Consider the following 15,815-nt stretch of genomic DNA (forward strand, 5'->3'; position numbering starts at 1 on the left):
CCGGCACCAGCAGGGCCGTCGCGGCGGGCGGCGTGCTGCTGCGCGCGGTGGAGCGCGCCGCGCCCGCCGAGGGTGGAGATCCTGCCGGCGGGGCCGCCACGCCCGCGCTCGCGACCCTCGCGCTGCTGGGGAACGGGCCCACCGCCGCCGGCACGTTCTTCCACGGGCACGAGAGCCCGGAACTGCTGCCCGACGCGGCCGCGGTGGCCGCCGCGGACGACCGCGGCAGGGTCGTACTCGAAGTGGTGGAGACCGCGCGGCAGGACACCGCGCGCAGGGCCGGACGCGGCGCACCGCTCGCGGCCATCTTCTCGCGGCAGGTGCGCTGGTCCTTCGCGGGCATCGTCGCGGCCGTGCTCGCCCTCGCCACCACCACCTGGCTCACCACGGGCACCACACCGCTCGCCGCCTGCTACCTCGTCCTGCTCGACCTGTTCGCCATCGACGACCCCGCGCTGCACGAGTCCGCCGAACGCCAGGTCCTCCAACTGCTCGCCGGATTCGCCGGACTGCTCCTGCTCCCACTGGTGACGGCCGCGGTCCTCGAAGTGTTCGGCACCTTCCGCACGGCGTCGTCGCTACGCCGGCCGCGCCGCGGAATGTCCGGCCACGTGGTGCTCCTCGGGCTCGGCAAGATCGGCGGCCGAGTGCTGCACGAGCTGTGCGCCTTGCGTGTGCCCGTGGTGTGCGTCGAGTCCGACCCGGCCGCGCGAGGCGTCGCCACCGCCCGCAGGCTGCGGGTGCCGACCGTCATCGGCGACGTCACCCAGGAGGGCGTCCTGGAGGCCGCCGGCATCGAACGGGCCGAGGCGCTGCTCGCGCTCACCAGCAAGGACACCACCAACCTGGAGGCCGTGCTCTACGCGCGGTCGCTCGCGCCGGGCCTGCGGGTCGCGCTGCGCCTGTACGACGACGAGTTCGCGACCGCGGTCTACCGCACGATGCGCGCCGCCTACCCGGCCGCGGGGACCCGCAGCCGCAGCGTGTCGGCACTCGCCGCACCCGCCTTCGCCGCCGCCATGCTGGGGCGTCAGATCGTCGGTGCGATCCCCGTGGAGCGCCGTGTGCTGCTCGTCGCGACTCTCGGCGTCGAGGGGCAGCCACGGCTCGAAGGGCGCACCGTGGGCGAGGTGTTCAGGGCCGGCATGTGCCGGGTCGTCGCCGTCGAGCGGAGTGACGGGCGCGAGCCCGCCGGCGTCCCCGCGCCGCCTGACGACTACGTCCTGCGGGCCGGCGACCGTGCCGTGGTGGCGGTCACGCGGCGCGGGCTCGCGGACCTCGTAGGCCGCAGGGCGTCCCGGCTGTAGCGGGGCGTGCCGCCCACAAGGAGGCGTCCCGCAAGGAGGCGTCCCGTAAGGAGGCGTCCTCCCGCAGGACACCGAACTGGCCTAATCTCCTTGGTGCTTGGCATGCCCCCACTCATGCATCCGGGAGGACGCACCCCCATGGCCAGATCCCTCCGCAACGTCGCCACAGCCGCCACCGCGGGCGCCGCGGCACTCTTGTTCCTGCTCGCCTCGCCGGCCTCGGCCTCGGACGTGCGGCAGCTCCCGTACTCCCGCTCGACGGCCGTCGGCATACACAACACATACGACCCCGCCGCCTTCCCCTACCTCGCGAACGGCCTCGACACCGGCACCGGCATGGTCGAGATCGACACGTGGACCAACCTCGTGGGGCCCGCCTTCCGCGTCTCGCACGACCCCGTCGGCAACCACAACAACTGCACGGGCTCCACCACCGTCGCGGGGCTGACGTCCGGCTCCACCAACAAGGACCTGGCCGGCTGCCTCACCGACCTCAGGACCTGGAGCGACGCGCACCCCGGCCACCCGCCCGTCGTCGTCAAGGTGGAGATGAAGGACGGCTTCCTCGCCAACAAGGGCCGCGGACCTGCCGACTTCGACGCCCTCGTGCGCGGCAAACTCGGCGACTCGGTCTTCAGCCCCGCCGACCTCACCGCGGGCCGCTACGCCACCCTCGACGCCGCCGCGAAGGGCGACGCCTGGCCGACCCGCGACCAGCTGGCGGGCAAGTTCGTCATCGAGCTCATCCCCGGCACGGTCGAGGAGCAGAACCCCTTCGACACACTGTGGACCGACCGGGAGTACGCGACGTACCTGCGCGACCTGCAGGCCGCCGGCAACCTGGCGCAGGCCACCGCCTTCCCCGCCGTACACACCGTCACCGCGCCTGGCGACCCGCGCACCCGCTACGCGGACACGTCACTGCGCCCGTGGTTCGTGTTTTTCGACACCGACGCCAACGGGTTCGTGACGAACGGCATCGACCTCGACTGGTACGACCGCAACCACTACTTCGTCATCCTGACCGACGCACAGAACGTCGCACCGGCCATCGACGGGACGAACCCCACGCAGCAGCAGGCCAGGGACCGCCTCGACCTGCTCGCCAAGGACCACGCCAGCATCGTGTCCGCCGACTGGCGGGGCCTGCCGGCCGTCGACTCCGCGGTCGTCGCGCGCGGCGCCGCCCAGTAGTGGCCGCGACGGCGCGGCACGGTGCCACCGTGCCGCGCCGAGTCACTCGTCCGTACCGGAGAGCGGTTCGTCCGAGGGGGAGATGATGCGGGCCGTCAGGTCCGGCTCCGCCATGTGCCGGTCGAACGGGAACATCGGACGGCGGATGCGGTGGTGGCCGAGGCGCACCAGGTCCTGGTCGACGCCGCCCGGTGTCAGTGCCAGCTTCCAGCCGGCCGACATGTCGAAGAGCTCGGGTTCGAGGTAGCCGATCTTGACGATGACGATGTCGGCGCCGCGCGGGTCGAGGTCGAGGTCGGTGAAGTCGTGCTCGTGGTGGTACGGCTTGCGCCGCTTCGTGAGGATCGCGTACACACTGCCCACCCGCAGGACGACCTCGGTCCCGGCGTCACGGTCGCCCTGCCTGATCGCGTGGACCACACCGGTCACGGTGAGGGGGCCCGAGTGCCGGTCGTCCACCTCGGCGCCCGCCGTGACGGTCACGCTCGCGCCGACGCCCGCCGCCTCTGCCACCGCGATCGCCGCGGCGCCCGGCACCGAGGCGTAGATCACCTTCGGGCCCGAGGGGTCCGTGAACTCCGGGCGCGCCAGCACACGTTCCAGGCCCCAGGTGACGTCACCCGCGCCGCCGGCCGTCGGGTTGTCACCGGAGTCGCTGATGAAGTAGGGGCGGTCGGGGGAGGCCAGGGCGTCGTCGAGGCACGCGTCGAGCGTGCCGGTCGGCGCCACGAACGCGAAGTCCTCGCGCGCCTCGTAGAAGGCGCGCGCCAGCCGCTCCGCGCCCGCCGAGACAGCCGCCACGTCCTGCCCGGTCACCACGACGACCGCGCGGTTGCGCGGCTCGTCGGCCCAGGCATAGCCGACCCAGATCGCCGCGTCGATCACGCCTTCGGTGGCCTCCACCTCGGGAACCTTCGCGTAGACGCTCTTCGCGGGCTCGATCCGGGTGGAGGTCTGCTCGCCGGCGAGCAGCACGGGCACCGGGACCCACGCCTTGACCGGACGGGGTGCACCCGAGGTGAGCAGGTCGACGAGGTTGCGGGCGGCACGCTCCTTGGTCTCCATGAAGTCCTCGTGCGGTGCCATCCGGTAGCAGGTGATCAGGTCGCTGCCGTGGGCCAGTTCGCGGGAGACGTTGCCGTGCAGGTCCATGGAGGTCGACACGATCACCTCGGGGCCCACGGTCTCGCGGATGCGTGCGAGCAGCAGTGCCTCTGCGTCGTCGATGCCCTCGACGGTCATGGCGCCGTGGATGTCGTACCAGAGGCCGTCCAGCGCGGGCATTGCCGCCAGGCGCTCGATCAACTCGTCCGACAGGGAGGCGAAGGCCTCTGCGGTGACCTGCCCACCGGGCAGTGACTTGCCGACGAGGGCACCGCGCCAGTCGGCGGCTTCCGTCAGCGGCTCCCCGGGAGCGAGGAAGGGGTAGCGGGTCAGGACCCCTTCACCGCGCAGCGGGTGGAAGGCCGGTGCCTCGGTGCGCGCGGGGGAGAAGGTGGACGACTCGATGCCGAGTCCCGCGATGGCGATGACGGGACGGGCGACGGGCTTGCGGGGACGTGGCATGGCTCCTCCGGGGGCACGCGTGTGCGATCGGGTGTGATTTTGTCTCCGCGACGGGCAGTGGGCCCGCGCGGAGTGTGTCCTGGCGGCTGCGCCGTCAGCCCAGCGTCGTCCCGGCCGGGCGCGGGATGCCGGGGCCGGGAGCGCCCTCCGCCGCGCTCCCGTACGCCAGGCGCACCGCGTGCTGGAGCGCGAACTGGCCTGCTCCGAACAGTCCCGCGTCCACTCCGAGGCTCGCCCGCTGGATGGTCAGGTGCTCGGTGATGAGCGGGTGGCACGCCTCGTACAGCTGACTGCGCACGGCGGCGACCAGCGGTTCCAGCGTGGACAGGATGCCGCCCAGGTAGACGGCGTCCGGGTTGAAGAAGTTGACGTTCGCCGCGAGCACCTGGCCGAGGTACCGCCCGGCGCGGCGCACGGCGCTCGTCGCCGTCGGGTCCGCGTCGGACGCGAGGCGTACGACGTCCTCGATCGAGCCGACGCCGGCGCCGCGCTCCTGGAGGATCCTGACCAGAGCCGCCCCGGACGCCACGGTCTCCAGGCAGCCGCTGTTTCCGCAGGAACACGGGATGTCCCCGGCGGCGTCGATACGCACGTGGGTTATGTCGCCCGCGGCCCCGGTGGCACCGCGGTGGAGCCGGCCGTCCACGATGATTCCCGCACCGATGGCCGACCCGATCTTCACCATGATCGTCTGGCGGTACCGGTCGGGATGGGTGGCGTACTCGCCCACGGCCATGCAGTTGGCGTCGTTGTCCACGGCCGCCGGGACCCCGAACCGTTCGGTCAGCCAGGGGCCCACGGGGAACTTGTTCCAGCCCGGCATGCGGGAGGGAAGGGTCACGACGCCGGACGACGCGTCCACGGGACCGGGCAGGGACACACCGACGCCCCTGAGCGTTCTGCCGCCGTGCTGCGCGGCCAGTGTCTCCAGTGTGTCCGCGAGCCGGGTCAGCGCGGCCTCGGGGCCGTCCGCGATCGCCAGGGGGACCGTCGAGACATCGGTCAGTCGCCCACCCGGCTGGACGACGCCGACGCGGGCGTGCCGGCCGCCGACATCGGCGGCCAGGGCGAACTCGTCGGCCCCGCCGAGCCGCAGGACCTTGCGCGGGCGTCCGCCACCGGAGGCGCGTGTCCCTTGCTCCGCCACGAGTCCGCGCTCCACGAGCTGGCTGACCGTGATCGAGATCGTCGACGGCGCCACACCGAGTCGGCCCGCCAGCTCCGTGCGCGTCACGGCCTGCCCGGAGGCGATGAGTTCGAGGACGCGCGAGGCGAGCGGCCGTGCACCTCCGTCACCGCTCCAGTGCGGTGCACTTACGTCAGACATGGATGAAGTTACTTCCGGCAGGGGAATGTTGGAGGTGACACTACGCTCGGCACCGGCAGGCGTTTGTGACGCACGTCACACGAGGAAACCCGGGCAGTGTGGCGCAAACATTGACCAGGTGGGGCGATCGGCGAGGCAAGCACACCACACTCGACTCTTTTTTCATTTCAAAAGAAACCTATTTTTTACGAAACAGCATTTGTTTTTTCGGCACGGTCGGCTTTGACTGCTCTCCCAAGCGCCCCTGCCGCGACGTCTCCCGCTCCGGGTGGGACCGGGCGGGCCGTTTCACCTTGAGGAGAGTCATGCTTTCTGCTCGTCTGCGGCAACGTCGCCGCTGGGCACTTACCGCGGGCGCCGCCGCCTCCGCGGCCGCGCTGGTCGCGGGGTGCAGTGGGTCGAGCGGCGGTAATTCCGCGTCAGCGACGCCCGACAAGATCAACTATGCGCTGCCGGCCAACTTCACACCGAACTGGATCCTTCCGCTCGGTACCGCCGCCCACCTCAACACCAACAACAACTCGATCATCGCGGCCCTCTGGGAACCACTGATCGCGTACGACGGCTCCACCGGCTCGATCCAGTGGAACAAGAAGGCTTCGCTGGCGACCGCGGCCGACTTCGCCAAGGACGGCAAGAGCGTCACGATCACACTGGGGAACCGGCACTGGAGCGACGGCAAGCCCGTCACCTCCCGCGACGTCCAGTTCTTCTACAACGTCATCAAGGCCAACAAGGACCAGTGGGCCAGCTACAACAAGGGTCAGGCACCCGACAACTGGACCTCACTCAAGATCGCCGACGACACCCACTTCACGATCACGTTCGACAAGGCGTACAACCCCCAGTGGATGCTCGCCAACGAACTGCCCCTCATCATCCCGATGCCGCAGCACGCATGGGACAAGACCTCCGCGTCCGGCAAGGTGTCCAACGCGGACGAGACCACGGCCGGCGCCAAGCAGGTGTGGAAGTACCTCAACAACGCCGCCAAGGACATATCGGCCTACGCGACCAACCCGCTGTGGAAGACCGTCGACGGCCCCTACACCCTCAAGTCCTTCTCGACCGCGGGCAAGGTCGTCCTCACCGCCAACAAGAAGTACGACGGCGGCGAGAAGGCCAACATACCGACGGTCAACCTCCTCCCGTTCACCACCACGGACGCCGAGGAGAACGCACTGCGTTCCGGCCAGGTCGACTACGGCTACATCAACGCCGGCGAACTCGACCAGAAGTCGTCGTTCACCAACCTCGGCTATGACGTCAAGCCGTGGACCGGCTGGGCCATCACCTACATGCCGTACAACTTCAACAACCCGACCATGGGCCCGGTGTTCAAGCAGCTGTACGCACGGCAGGCGATCCAGGAGTCGATCGACCAGGCCAGCCTCGCCAAGGTCATCTTCAACGGCACCGCCGTCCCCGGCTACGGACCGATCCCCACCGCCGAGGCGTCCGACTTCGTCTCGTCGGTCCAGAAGGGCAACCCCTACCCGTTCTCGACCGCCAAGGCCAAGGCGCTCCTCACCGCGCACGGCTGGTCGGAGCAGGGCGGTGTCATGGTGTGCACCAGCCCGGGCTCGTCCTCCTCGCAGTGCGGCGAAGGTGTCGCCAAGGGCACGAAGTTCGAGATGAAGGTGCTGTCGCAGTCCGGTTCGCCGGTCACCGACAACATGATGAGCGCGATCCAGTCCTCCCTCGAGAAGACCGGCATCAAGTTCGACATCAAGACGGCGCCCGTCAACTCGGTCCTCTCACAGACCCCGCAGTGCACCGCGTCGCAGTCCATCTGCAAGTGGCAGCTGTCGTTCTTCGGCACCGCGGGCAGCTGGTACTTCCCGGCCTTCCCGACCGGTGACTCGCTCTTCCAGACCAAGGGCGGCTCGAACTTCGGCAACTACTCGAACCCGTCGGTCGACAAGCTGATCAGCGCGTCGACGACGTCGTCGACCAACGAGGCGGTGCAGCAGTACAGCGCCGCGCTCGCCAAGGACCTGCCCGTCGTCTGGCTGCCCGAGCCCGATTACCAGATCTCGGTGATCAAGAAGGGGCTCGGCGGCTTCGCCCAGGACTCACTCGCCAACTTCCACCCCCAGCAGTGGAAGTGGACCGGCAAGTGACGATCGCGTCCGACGGCGCCGGCCCGCTCGCGAGCGGGCCGGCGCCCTCGCGGCCCCCCGGGCACCGCCCGCCCCGTTCCCCCCAACCGAACCGGCCGGACTACACATGACGACCTTCCTCTACCTGACCAGGCGTGTCCTGCAGGCCATCGTCGTGATCTTCATCGTCACGATCGTGGTGTTCTGCCTGCTGCACGCACTGCCCGGCGGCCCGGCCCGCGGCATCCTCGGACCCCAGGCCTCCGCCCAGCAACTCGCGGCCTTCAACCACGACCAGGGCCTCGACAAGCCGCTGCCCCTGCAATACGTCTACTACCTCGGCCGCCTGGTGCACGGAGACCTCGGCACCTCGTACACACTGAACGAACCGGTGGCACAACTCATCGTGCAGCGCCTGCCGAAGACGCTCGTGCTGACGGTCCTGTCGGCGATCGTCGGCCTGCTGCTGGCCATCCCGCTCGGCATGTGGCAGGCCGTGCGACGCAACAAGCCCGTCGACTACGTCGCCACCACGCTCAGCTTCATCGCCTACTCGACGCCTGTCTACTTCCTCGGCCTCATCCTGGTCCTGGTGTTCAGCCAGCTTCTGCCGCTCTTCCCACCGCAGGCACCCCAGGGCGACACACTCGGCCAGGTCTTCGCCACGCCCCAGGGCCTCGTGCTGCCCGTGGTCGCGGGTGCGGCCTCCATGGTCGCCGTCTTCAGCCGCTACATGCGCGCTGCCACCCTGGAGAACCTCTCCGAGGACTACGTCCGCACGGCGCGGGCCGGGGGTTCGCGTGCGCGCTCCCTGCTGTGGCGTCACGTGTTCCGCAACTCCCTCACGTCCGTGGTGGCCATGCTCGGGTACTACGTGCCGGTCGTCTTCGGCGGATCACTGGTCGTCGAGCAGCTCTTCAACTATCCGGGGATGGGGCTCCTGTTCTGGTCGGCCGCCCAGTCGTCCGACTATCCGGTGCTGCTCGGATGCGTCCTGGTCATCGCGCTCGCGACCGTCGTCGGCACACTGCTCGCCGACATCGTGCAGCGGATCATCGATCCACGAGTGAAGGAAGGCCGCTCATGAGCGCCGTGCTGCAGCCGGGCCAGGCGCCCGGCACAGGGGCGTCCACCGAAACGGATCCCGAGACGGCGGGGGTCACGGGTCTGCGCCTCGCGGTGCGCAGGTTCACACGGAACCGGCTCGCCGTCATCGGGCTCGTGGTCGTGGTCCTGTTCTTCCTGTTCTGCTTCGTCGGGCCGTTCCTCTACTCGACCGATCAGACACACACCCTGCTGCACCAGGTGAACCTGGCACCGAGCGGCAGCCACCTGCTCGGCACGGACGCCGTCGGCCACGACGAACTGGGCCGCCTGATGTTCGGAGGCAAGGTGTCGCTGCTTGTCGGCCTCGCCGCCGGCGTCCTCGCCACGGTCATCGGCACGCTGTGGGGCGCCGCGGCCGGATACGCGGGCGGCTGGGTCGACGCGACGATGATGCGCGTCGTCGACGCGGGCATCGCGATCCCCGCGCTGTTCATCCTGCTGGTCATCTCGGCCATCTCGAACCCGGGCGTTTCCGGGCTCATCGTGATCATCGGCTTCGTGTCCTGGCTGGTGCCCTCCCGCCTCATCCGCGCCGAGACACTCACACTGAAGAACCGGGACTACGTCCTCACCCTGCGAGCGATCGGCGGCGGGCACACCCGCGCCATCGGCCGGCACATCCTGCCGAACTCGATCTCCACCATCGTCGTCGCCGCGACCTTCCAGGTGGCCGACGCGATCCTGCTCGTCGCGTACGTGTCCTACCTGGGACTCGGCGCACAGCCGCCCGCCACCGACTGGGGCGGGATGCTGTCGGCGGGCCTGACCGCCGCCTACTCCGGCCGCTGGTGGCTCATCCTGCCGCCCGGCCTCGCCATCATCCTCGTGGTCTGCGCGTTCAACGCCATCGGCGACGGCCTGCGGGACGCTTTCGACGTGAGGGGACGCGGATGACCAACGCGGAACGCTCCGCTGCCGCGGAGCCGATACTCGAACTCCGGGACCTGGGTGTGACCTTCACGACCGAGACCGGCGAGGTGCCCGCCGTGCGCGGGGTGACGCTCCAGGTGCGCCCCGGCGAGACGCTCGCCCTTGTCGGCGAGTCCGGCTCCGGCAAGTCGACCGTCGCACTGGCGTCGATCGGACTGCTGCCCGGCAACGCGCGCGCCACCGGCGGCGCCTCGGTCGACGGCGAGGACGTCGTCGGCGCCACCGAGTCCGACCTCGCCCGCCTGCGGGGGAGCACCGTCTCCATGGTGTTCCAGGAACCGGCCACCGCGCTCGACCCCCTCACACGGGTCGGCGCCCAGATCGCCGAGGTCATCACCAACCACCGGGACGTACCGGCCAAGGAGGCCGCCGCCGCGGCAGTGGACCTGCTGCGCCGGGTCGGCATACCCGACCCGGAACGCCGGGCATCCGCCTTTCCCTTCGAGCTCTCCGGCGGCCAACGCCAGCGCGTCGTCATCGCGATGGCCATCGCCAACGACCCCAAGGTGCTGATCGCCGACGAGCCGACCACCGCGCTCGACGTCACCGTGCAGGCCGAAATCCTCGACCTGCTGCGCGACCTCACCGTCGGCTCGGGCACCGCCGTGCTCCTCGTCACCCACAACATGGGAGTCGTCGCCGACTTCGCCGACCGCGTCGCCGTCATGCTCAAGGGCGAGATCGTCGAGACGGGCACCGTCGAGGACGTCCTGCTGCGGCCCACCCACGACTACACCAAGCGCCTGCTCGCCGCCGTCCCGCGCCTCACCGTCGCCGAGCAGGGATCGGAACGCGCCGGCGTCCAGGAGAGCCCTGCCCCGCCGGAGCCCGTCGTGGACCTTCGGGACGTCTCGGTCCTCTTCGGCCGCGGCAGCCGGGCGGTACGCGCGCTCGACGGAGTCTCCCTCGTCGTGCGGCCCGGCGAGACGGTCGGTCTCGTGGGCGAGTCGGGGTCCGGCAAGTCGACCGCGGCCCGGGTCGCGCTCGGCCTCATCACCCCCTCGGAGGGTGCGGTGCACCTCTTCGGCGCCGACCTGCACAAGACGCGCAGGCGCGACCGCCGCGCCATGCGCTCCGGCATCGGTGTCGTCCTCCAGGACCCGGTCGCCTCGCTCGACGCCCGCATGACCGTCGCCGAGTGCATCGCGGAACCGCTGCGTGTCCACCGCGGCCGGATGTCCGCGCGGGAACGCGCGTCACGTGTCGGGGAGATCCTCGAACGAGTGCGCCTGCCACGGTCGTTCGCCCAGCGCGCACCGCGTGAACTGTCGGGCGGCCAGCGCCAGCGCGTCAGCCTCGCCAGGGCGCTCGTCCTCGACCCGCGGCTCCTCGTCGCGGACGAACCCACCAGCGCCCTCGACGTCAGCGTCCAGGAGACGGTCCTCGAGGTGATCACCGAACTCCAGGACGAACTCGGTTTCGCCTGCCTGTTCGTCTCCCACGACCTGGCCGTGGTGCAGCAGTTCGCCGAACGCGTCGTCGTCATGCGCCTCGGGCGCATCGAGGAGCAGGGGTCCACGAGAACCACCCTCATGCACCCGGAGACCGACTACACGAGCAGGCTGCTGGCGGCCGTGCCCGTAGCGGACCCGGTGAGGCAGCGGCAGCGCCGTGCACAGCGCCTCGCGGCCGCCGCCGGCGGATCGGACGCCGTCGCGTGAGTCCGTCGAAACACCACCGGCCCACGCTCGGCCTGTACGCGGGGATCGACATCGGGGGGACCACCACCCAGGTCGTGCTCTGTACGGAGGATCTCCACGTACTGGAGCACGCCGAAGTCCCCACGCCCGCGGCCGAGGGCGGCGACGCCATGCTCCGCGCCGCCCTCACCGCGCTCCGGGCCCTCCTCGCGAGGAGGCCCGCTGCACGGCCGGCGGGAGTCGGCGTCGGCGCCGCGGGCGTCGTCGACCCGCGAAGAGGGCACATCCTCGTCGCGAGCGACTCCTTCACCGACTGGGCCGGCTTCGCGGTCACCAAGACCGTGGAGGCCGCACTCGGCGTCCCCGCGTTTCTCGACAACGACGTCAACGCGTTCCTGCGCGGCGAGGCCTCGGGGGGCGCCGTCGCCGGCGAACCGTACGCGCTGGGCATCACGCTCGGCACCGGCGTCGGCGGCGCGCTCTGGCTGGACGGCGAGCTCTTCGAAGGCCCTCACGGAGCAGCGGGGGAAATCGGCCATGTTCCCGGCTTCGGGGACATCCGCTGCACCTGCGGCGGCCGCGGGCACCTGGAGACCCTGGCGTCCGGCCGCTCCATCGCCGCCCGGTACCGGGAGCGGACCGGCCACGACAGGACCGCCAAGGAGGTCGGCGCGGCGGCCGGCCGCGGCGACCCCGACGCGCTCGCCGTGTTCGACGCCGCCGGCTCGGCACTCGCCCGGGGCATCCTCATCGTCGCGGGTGTGGCGGATGTGACGACCGTCGTCGTGGGCGGCGGCGTCAGCGGCTCCTGGCACCTGCTCGAACCGCGGATCCTGGCGGATCTCGCGGCAGAACCGCCCGTCAGCGGCGCTCCGATCACGCTGGTCAGGGCGGCGCTGGGAAGCAGTGCCGTCGCCATCGGCGCCGCCTCACGCGCCCGTGCCGAACTGAGGGCTGCCGGTACGGGGCCAACCCCGGCGGCCCCGGGCGCCGCGGGCGCCGCGGAGGGGCACGTACCGGTGAGCGCCACGGCGTCCCTGCGCGAGTGAGTCCTCGGCCGTTGTCACGTCAGGTGCACGTGAGCGGCCCCCGGCGGACGCGGCACGCGCCACCGTGCCGCGCCCGCGGGAGCCGCCGGTCGCGCCCGCCCCGTCAGGCGTGTGCGGCCAGCACCGTCTCCACCGTGTCCGCGTCCGCGGCACGCTTGTCCTCCCGGTAGCGCGCGACCCGCGCGAACCGGAGCGTGACCCCCGCCGGGTAGCGCGTGGAGCGCTGCAGGCCGTCGTACGCGATCTCGACCACCAGCTCGGGACGTACCGCGACGGTGAACCCGTCGTCGGACAGCGCGAGTTCGCCCAGCCGGGCCGTCTGCCACGCCAGCATCTCGTCCGTCAGGCCCTTGAACGTCTTGCCGAGCATCACGAACGAGCCGTCCTCGCCGCGCGCCCCCAGATGCAGGTTCGACAGCTTCCCCGTGCGCCTGCCGTGCCCCCACTCGGCCGCCAGCACCACCAGGTCAAGCGTGTGCACGGGCTTGACCTTCAGCCACCCCGCGCCGCGCCTGCCCGCGCTGTACGGCGTGTCGAGGCCCTTCACCACCACGCCCTCGTGCCCGCGCCCCAGCGTCTCGCGCAGGAACGCCTCGCCCTGAGCGGCCCCCGCCTCGCCGCCGCCGTCCGCGACCACCACGCGCCGCACCCGCACGGGCTCGGGCACCAGCCGCGCCAGCGCCGCGTGCCGCTCGGTGTACGGCAGGTCGAGCAGGTCCTCGCCCCCGGCGGCGAGGATGTCGAAGAACACCACGGACAGCGGCACGGCGGCCGCGGCCGACCGCACGTCGCTGCGCGACCCGACCCGGCCCGCCACGTCCTGGAACGGCCGAGGCCTGCCGTCCGCGCCGAACGCGATCACCTCGCCGTCCAGCACGAACCCGTCCCCGTCGAGGCCGCGCGCCACCGACACCACCTCGGGCAGCCGCTGAGTGATGTCGTCGAGCGTCCTGGTGAACACCCGCACGGTGTCGCCCGTACGGTGCACCTGCACCCTGATCCCGTCGAGCTTCTCCTCCACGGCGCAGCCGCCGAGCCGCTCCGCCGCGTCCGCGACCGACGAGGCGGTCCGCGCGAGCATGGGCAGCACGGGGGCGCCCACCGTCAGCCCGAACCCGGACAGCGAGGCCGGCCCCTCCGACAGCAGCCGCTCCGCCACAGGCCCAACGGCGCCTGCCAGCATGACCGCCCTGCGCACGTCCGCGGGCGGCGCGCCCGCGGCCACCGCGAGCGCCTCCACCGCCAGCGCGTCCAGCGCGCCCTGCCGCACCTCGCCCGAGACGACCCCCACGAGGAAGCGCTGCTCACGCTCCGTCGCCGCGCCGAGCAACTCGCCCACCAACCGGCGCCGTCGCGCCTGCGCGCCCGCGCCCGAGACCGCGGCCAGCGCCGAGAAGGCGGCGTCGACCTCCCGCAGCGTCAGCGTCGGCTCGTCCGCGGGCGGCGGCGGATCCTTGAGCGCGCTCCAGCCCACGCCGATCCGCCCCTGCGGCAGCCGCCCCGCCAGGTACGCGATCACCACCGGCACGTCGTCCGGCTCCGCGTCGCGGAACACCTCCGCGATCAGCGCGATCTTGCGGGACCTCGCCGACGTCCCGGCGACCTCCCCTGACACACGTGCGAGCGGAGCCAGCAGCATGCGGCCATGATGCACCGCGCCCCGGCCGGGCCGCCGTGTGGACGGGGCCGTGCGGGTCGTACGCTGGCCGCCGGGGCCCCCGGCGGCGGCCCCGGACGAGGCGGCCCCGGACGAGGCGGACGCGGCACACGGGACATGGCACACGGCAGGGGAGAGTCGATGGCGGACACCGACAGCGGCCTGTTCGGGCCCGAATCGGTCACCTGGCAGCTGCACAGCGACCCGATCATGTGGATCGCCGGCATCCGCGCCCTCTACCTGCAAGCCCTGCACCCACGCACCGTCCGCGGCGTCACGCAGAACAGCGACTTCAGGAACGACGCCTGGGGCAGACTGCTGCGCACCGCACGGTTCGTCTCCGCCACCAGCTACGGCACCACCACGGCCGCCGAGAAGGCCGGCGCGCGCGTGCGCTCCATCCACCGCCGCCTGAAGGCCACCGACCCGGCGACCGGCGAACGCTACGGCGTCGACGAACCCGGACTGCTGCTGTGGGTGCACTGCGCCGAGATCGACTCCTACCTCAGCCTCGCCCGCCGCTCAGGCCTGCCCGTCGACGACGCGGCCGCCGACCGCTACGTCGCCGAGCAGCGCCGCGGAGCCCGCCTCGTCGGGCTCGGCCCGGCCGACGTGCCCGCCACCGCGGCCGAACTCGACGCGTACCTCCGCCGGATGGCGCCCGGCCTCGCGTGCGGCCCCGAGGCACGCGAGGTGGACGGCTTCCTGCGCCACCCGCCCGTGCCCGCCCCGCTCGCCCCCGCACGCGCCCTGCTGTGGAGCAGGGTCGCGGGACTCGCGTACGACGCGCTGCCGCCCTACGCCCACGCCCTGTACGGCCGGCCCGCGCCCGCGCCGGCCGCGGTGGACCGCAGGCTCACCGTCGCCGGCAACCTGCTGCGGCTCGTGCCGTCCACCGTGCGGTGGCAGCTGCCGCCGAAACACATCCTCAAGGCAGTGGCCCGGCTCGGGCCCGCGGCCAGGCCCGACCCGTACACCGTGCGCCGCGGCGCGGCCATACTGGAGGGGCCGGGAGGCGACCAGCGAAGCGACGGGGGCGACAGCGGGCCATGGCCGAAACCAGGCTGATCCAGGGCCGTTACCGGCTGCTCGAACTGATCGGGCGCGGCGGCATGGGCGAGGTGTGGCGCGCCCGCGACGAGGCGCTCGGCAGGCTGGTCGCCGTCAAGTGCCTCAAGCCGCTGGGCCCCGAGCAGGACGCCGCGCACACCCGCGTCCTGCGGGAGCGGTTCCGTCGCGAGGCCAGGGTGGCCGCTCAGCTGCAGCACCGCGGCGTCACCGTCGTGCACGACTTCGGCGAGGACGACGGCGTGCTCTACCTCGTGATGGAGCTGCTCGACGGCCACGACCTCGGGCGCCTCATCGCCGACCGGGCCGGGCCGTTGCCCGTCGCCGACGTGCTCGACATCACCGTCCAGGTCGCCGACGCCCTGGCGTACACCCATGCCCAGGGCATCGTGCACCGCGACCTGAAGCCCGCGAACATCGTGCGGCTCACCGACGGCACCGTGAAGATCTGCGACTTCGGCATCGCGCGCCTCGGCCGGGAGGTGGGCCTCACGTCCAAGCTCACCAACGCCGGCATGGCCATGGGCACCCCGCACTACATGTCGCCCGAGCAGATCGCGGGCGGCGACGTCGATCCCCGCAGCGACCTGTACTCGCTCGGCTGCGTCCTGTATGAACTCGCCACCGGGGCACCCCCGTTCGACCTCGGCGACGCCTGGGCCGTCATCGTGGGCCACCGCGAGACGCGGCCGGTGCCGCCCCGCGAGCACCGCCCGGAGCTGCCCGGTGAACTCGACTCGCTCATCCTCGACCTGCTCGCCAAGGAACCGGACGACCGGCCCGCCGAGGCGGCCGAACTGCGGCGCAGGCTCGCCGCGCCGGGCACGCCCGAAGGCCGTCCCGCCGCACCGGCCGGGGCGGCGCCGGC

Annotated in this window: 12 protein-coding genes; 9 read left to right on the plus strand and 3 right to left on the minus strand. The window is 71.9% G+C overall.

What is annotated here, in order from left to right:
• Positions 1-1,307 (plus strand): potassium channel family protein (locus tag JFN87_RS26315; RefSeq protein ID WP_209343800.1); only part of this gene is annotated, 1,307 nt, incomplete at its 5' end.
• 138 nt (positions 1,308-1,445) lie between these two features.
• Positions 1,446-2,501 carry a phosphatidylinositol-specific phospholipase C domain-containing protein gene (locus tag JFN87_RS26320; protein WP_209343802.1) on the plus strand — a complete coding sequence of 352 codons (1,056 nt, stop codon included), beginning with the start codon at positions 1,446-1,448 and terminating at the stop codon, positions 2,499-2,501.
• Positions 2,502-2,543: 42 nt separating this feature from the next.
• On the opposite strand, the gene JFN87_RS26325 is transcribed toward JFN87_RS26320, so the two are convergent.
• Together JFN87_RS26325 and JFN87_RS26330 are read right to left on the minus strand one after the other, a co-directional pair.
• Positions 2,544-4,067, minus strand: a complete 1,524-nt coding sequence (locus tag JFN87_RS26325; RefSeq protein ID WP_209343804.1) for a M81 family metallopeptidase — start codon at positions 4,065-4,067, stop codon at positions 2,544-2,546.
• Between the two features lie 94 nt (positions 4,068-4,161).
• Positions 4,162-5,394, minus strand: coding sequence for an ROK family transcriptional regulator (locus JFN87_RS26330; protein WP_209343806.1), 1,233 nt, complete (start codon positions 5,392-5,394; stop codon positions 4,162-4,164).
• Between the two features lie 305 nt (positions 5,395-5,699).
• On the opposite strand from JFN87_RS26330, the gene JFN87_RS26335 reads away from it, so the two are divergent.
• The 5 genes from JFN87_RS26335 to JFN87_RS26355 all read left to right on the plus strand — a co-directional run bounded on the left by JFN87_RS26335 (position 5,700) and on the right by JFN87_RS26355 (position 12,222).
• Positions 5,700-7,517 (plus strand): peptide ABC transporter substrate-binding protein, encoded by a 1,818-nt coding sequence (locus JFN87_RS26335; RefSeq protein ID WP_209343808.1) that lies wholly within the window; start codon positions 5,700-5,702, stop codon positions 7,515-7,517.
• Positions 7,518-7,623: 106 nt separating this feature from the next.
• Entirely contained in the window at positions 7,624-8,583 is a 960-nt protein-coding gene (locus JFN87_RS26340; protein ID WP_209343810.1) for an ABC transporter permease, read from the plus strand.
• On the plus strand, positions 8,580-9,497 hold the full coding sequence (locus JFN87_RS26345) for an ABC transporter permease (protein WP_209343812.1): 918 nt from the start codon (positions 8,580-8,582) through the stop codon (positions 9,495-9,497). Before JFN87_RS26340 ends, JFN87_RS26345 begins: the two co-directional genes overlap by 4 nt.
• Positions 9,494-11,194, plus strand: coding sequence for a dipeptide ABC transporter ATP-binding protein (locus JFN87_RS26350; protein WP_209343814.1), 1,701 nt, complete (start codon positions 9,494-9,496; stop codon positions 11,192-11,194). The genes JFN87_RS26345 and JFN87_RS26350 overlap by 4 nt, the downstream gene beginning before the upstream one ends.
• Positions 11,195-11,226: 32 nt before the next feature.
• The gene (locus JFN87_RS26355; protein ID WP_209343822.1) at positions 11,227-12,222 is read left to right on the plus strand and encodes an ROK family protein; all 996 of its coding nucleotides are present in this window, start codon (positions 11,227-11,229) and stop codon (positions 12,220-12,222) included.
• 103 nt (positions 12,223-12,325) lie between these two features.
• Here JFN87_RS26355 and JFN87_RS26360 read toward each other — a convergent pair whose 3' ends face one another.
• The gene (locus JFN87_RS26360; protein WP_209343817.1) at positions 12,326-13,861 is read right to left on the minus strand and encodes an ATP-dependent DNA ligase; all 1,536 of its coding nucleotides are present in this window, start codon (positions 13,859-13,861) and stop codon (positions 12,326-12,328) included.
• 159 nt (positions 13,862-14,020) lie between these two features.
• On the opposite strand from JFN87_RS26360, the gene JFN87_RS26365 reads away from it, so the two are divergent.
• Together JFN87_RS26365 and JFN87_RS26370 are read left to right on the plus strand one after the other, a co-directional pair.
• Entirely contained in the window at positions 14,021-14,947 is a 927-nt protein-coding gene (locus JFN87_RS26365; protein WP_209343819.1) for an oxygenase MpaB family protein, read from the plus strand.
• A partial coding sequence (locus tag JFN87_RS26370; protein ID WP_209343820.1) for a serine/threonine-protein kinase occupies positions 14,929-15,815 on the plus strand: 887 nt, incomplete at its 3' end. The genes JFN87_RS26365 and JFN87_RS26370, both read left to right, overlap by 19 nt.

The organism is Streptomyces montanisoli (assembly GCF_017813245.1).
GTDB classification, from domain to species: Bacteria; Actinomycetota; Actinomycetes; order Streptomycetales; family Streptomycetaceae; genus Streptomyces; species Streptomyces montanisoli.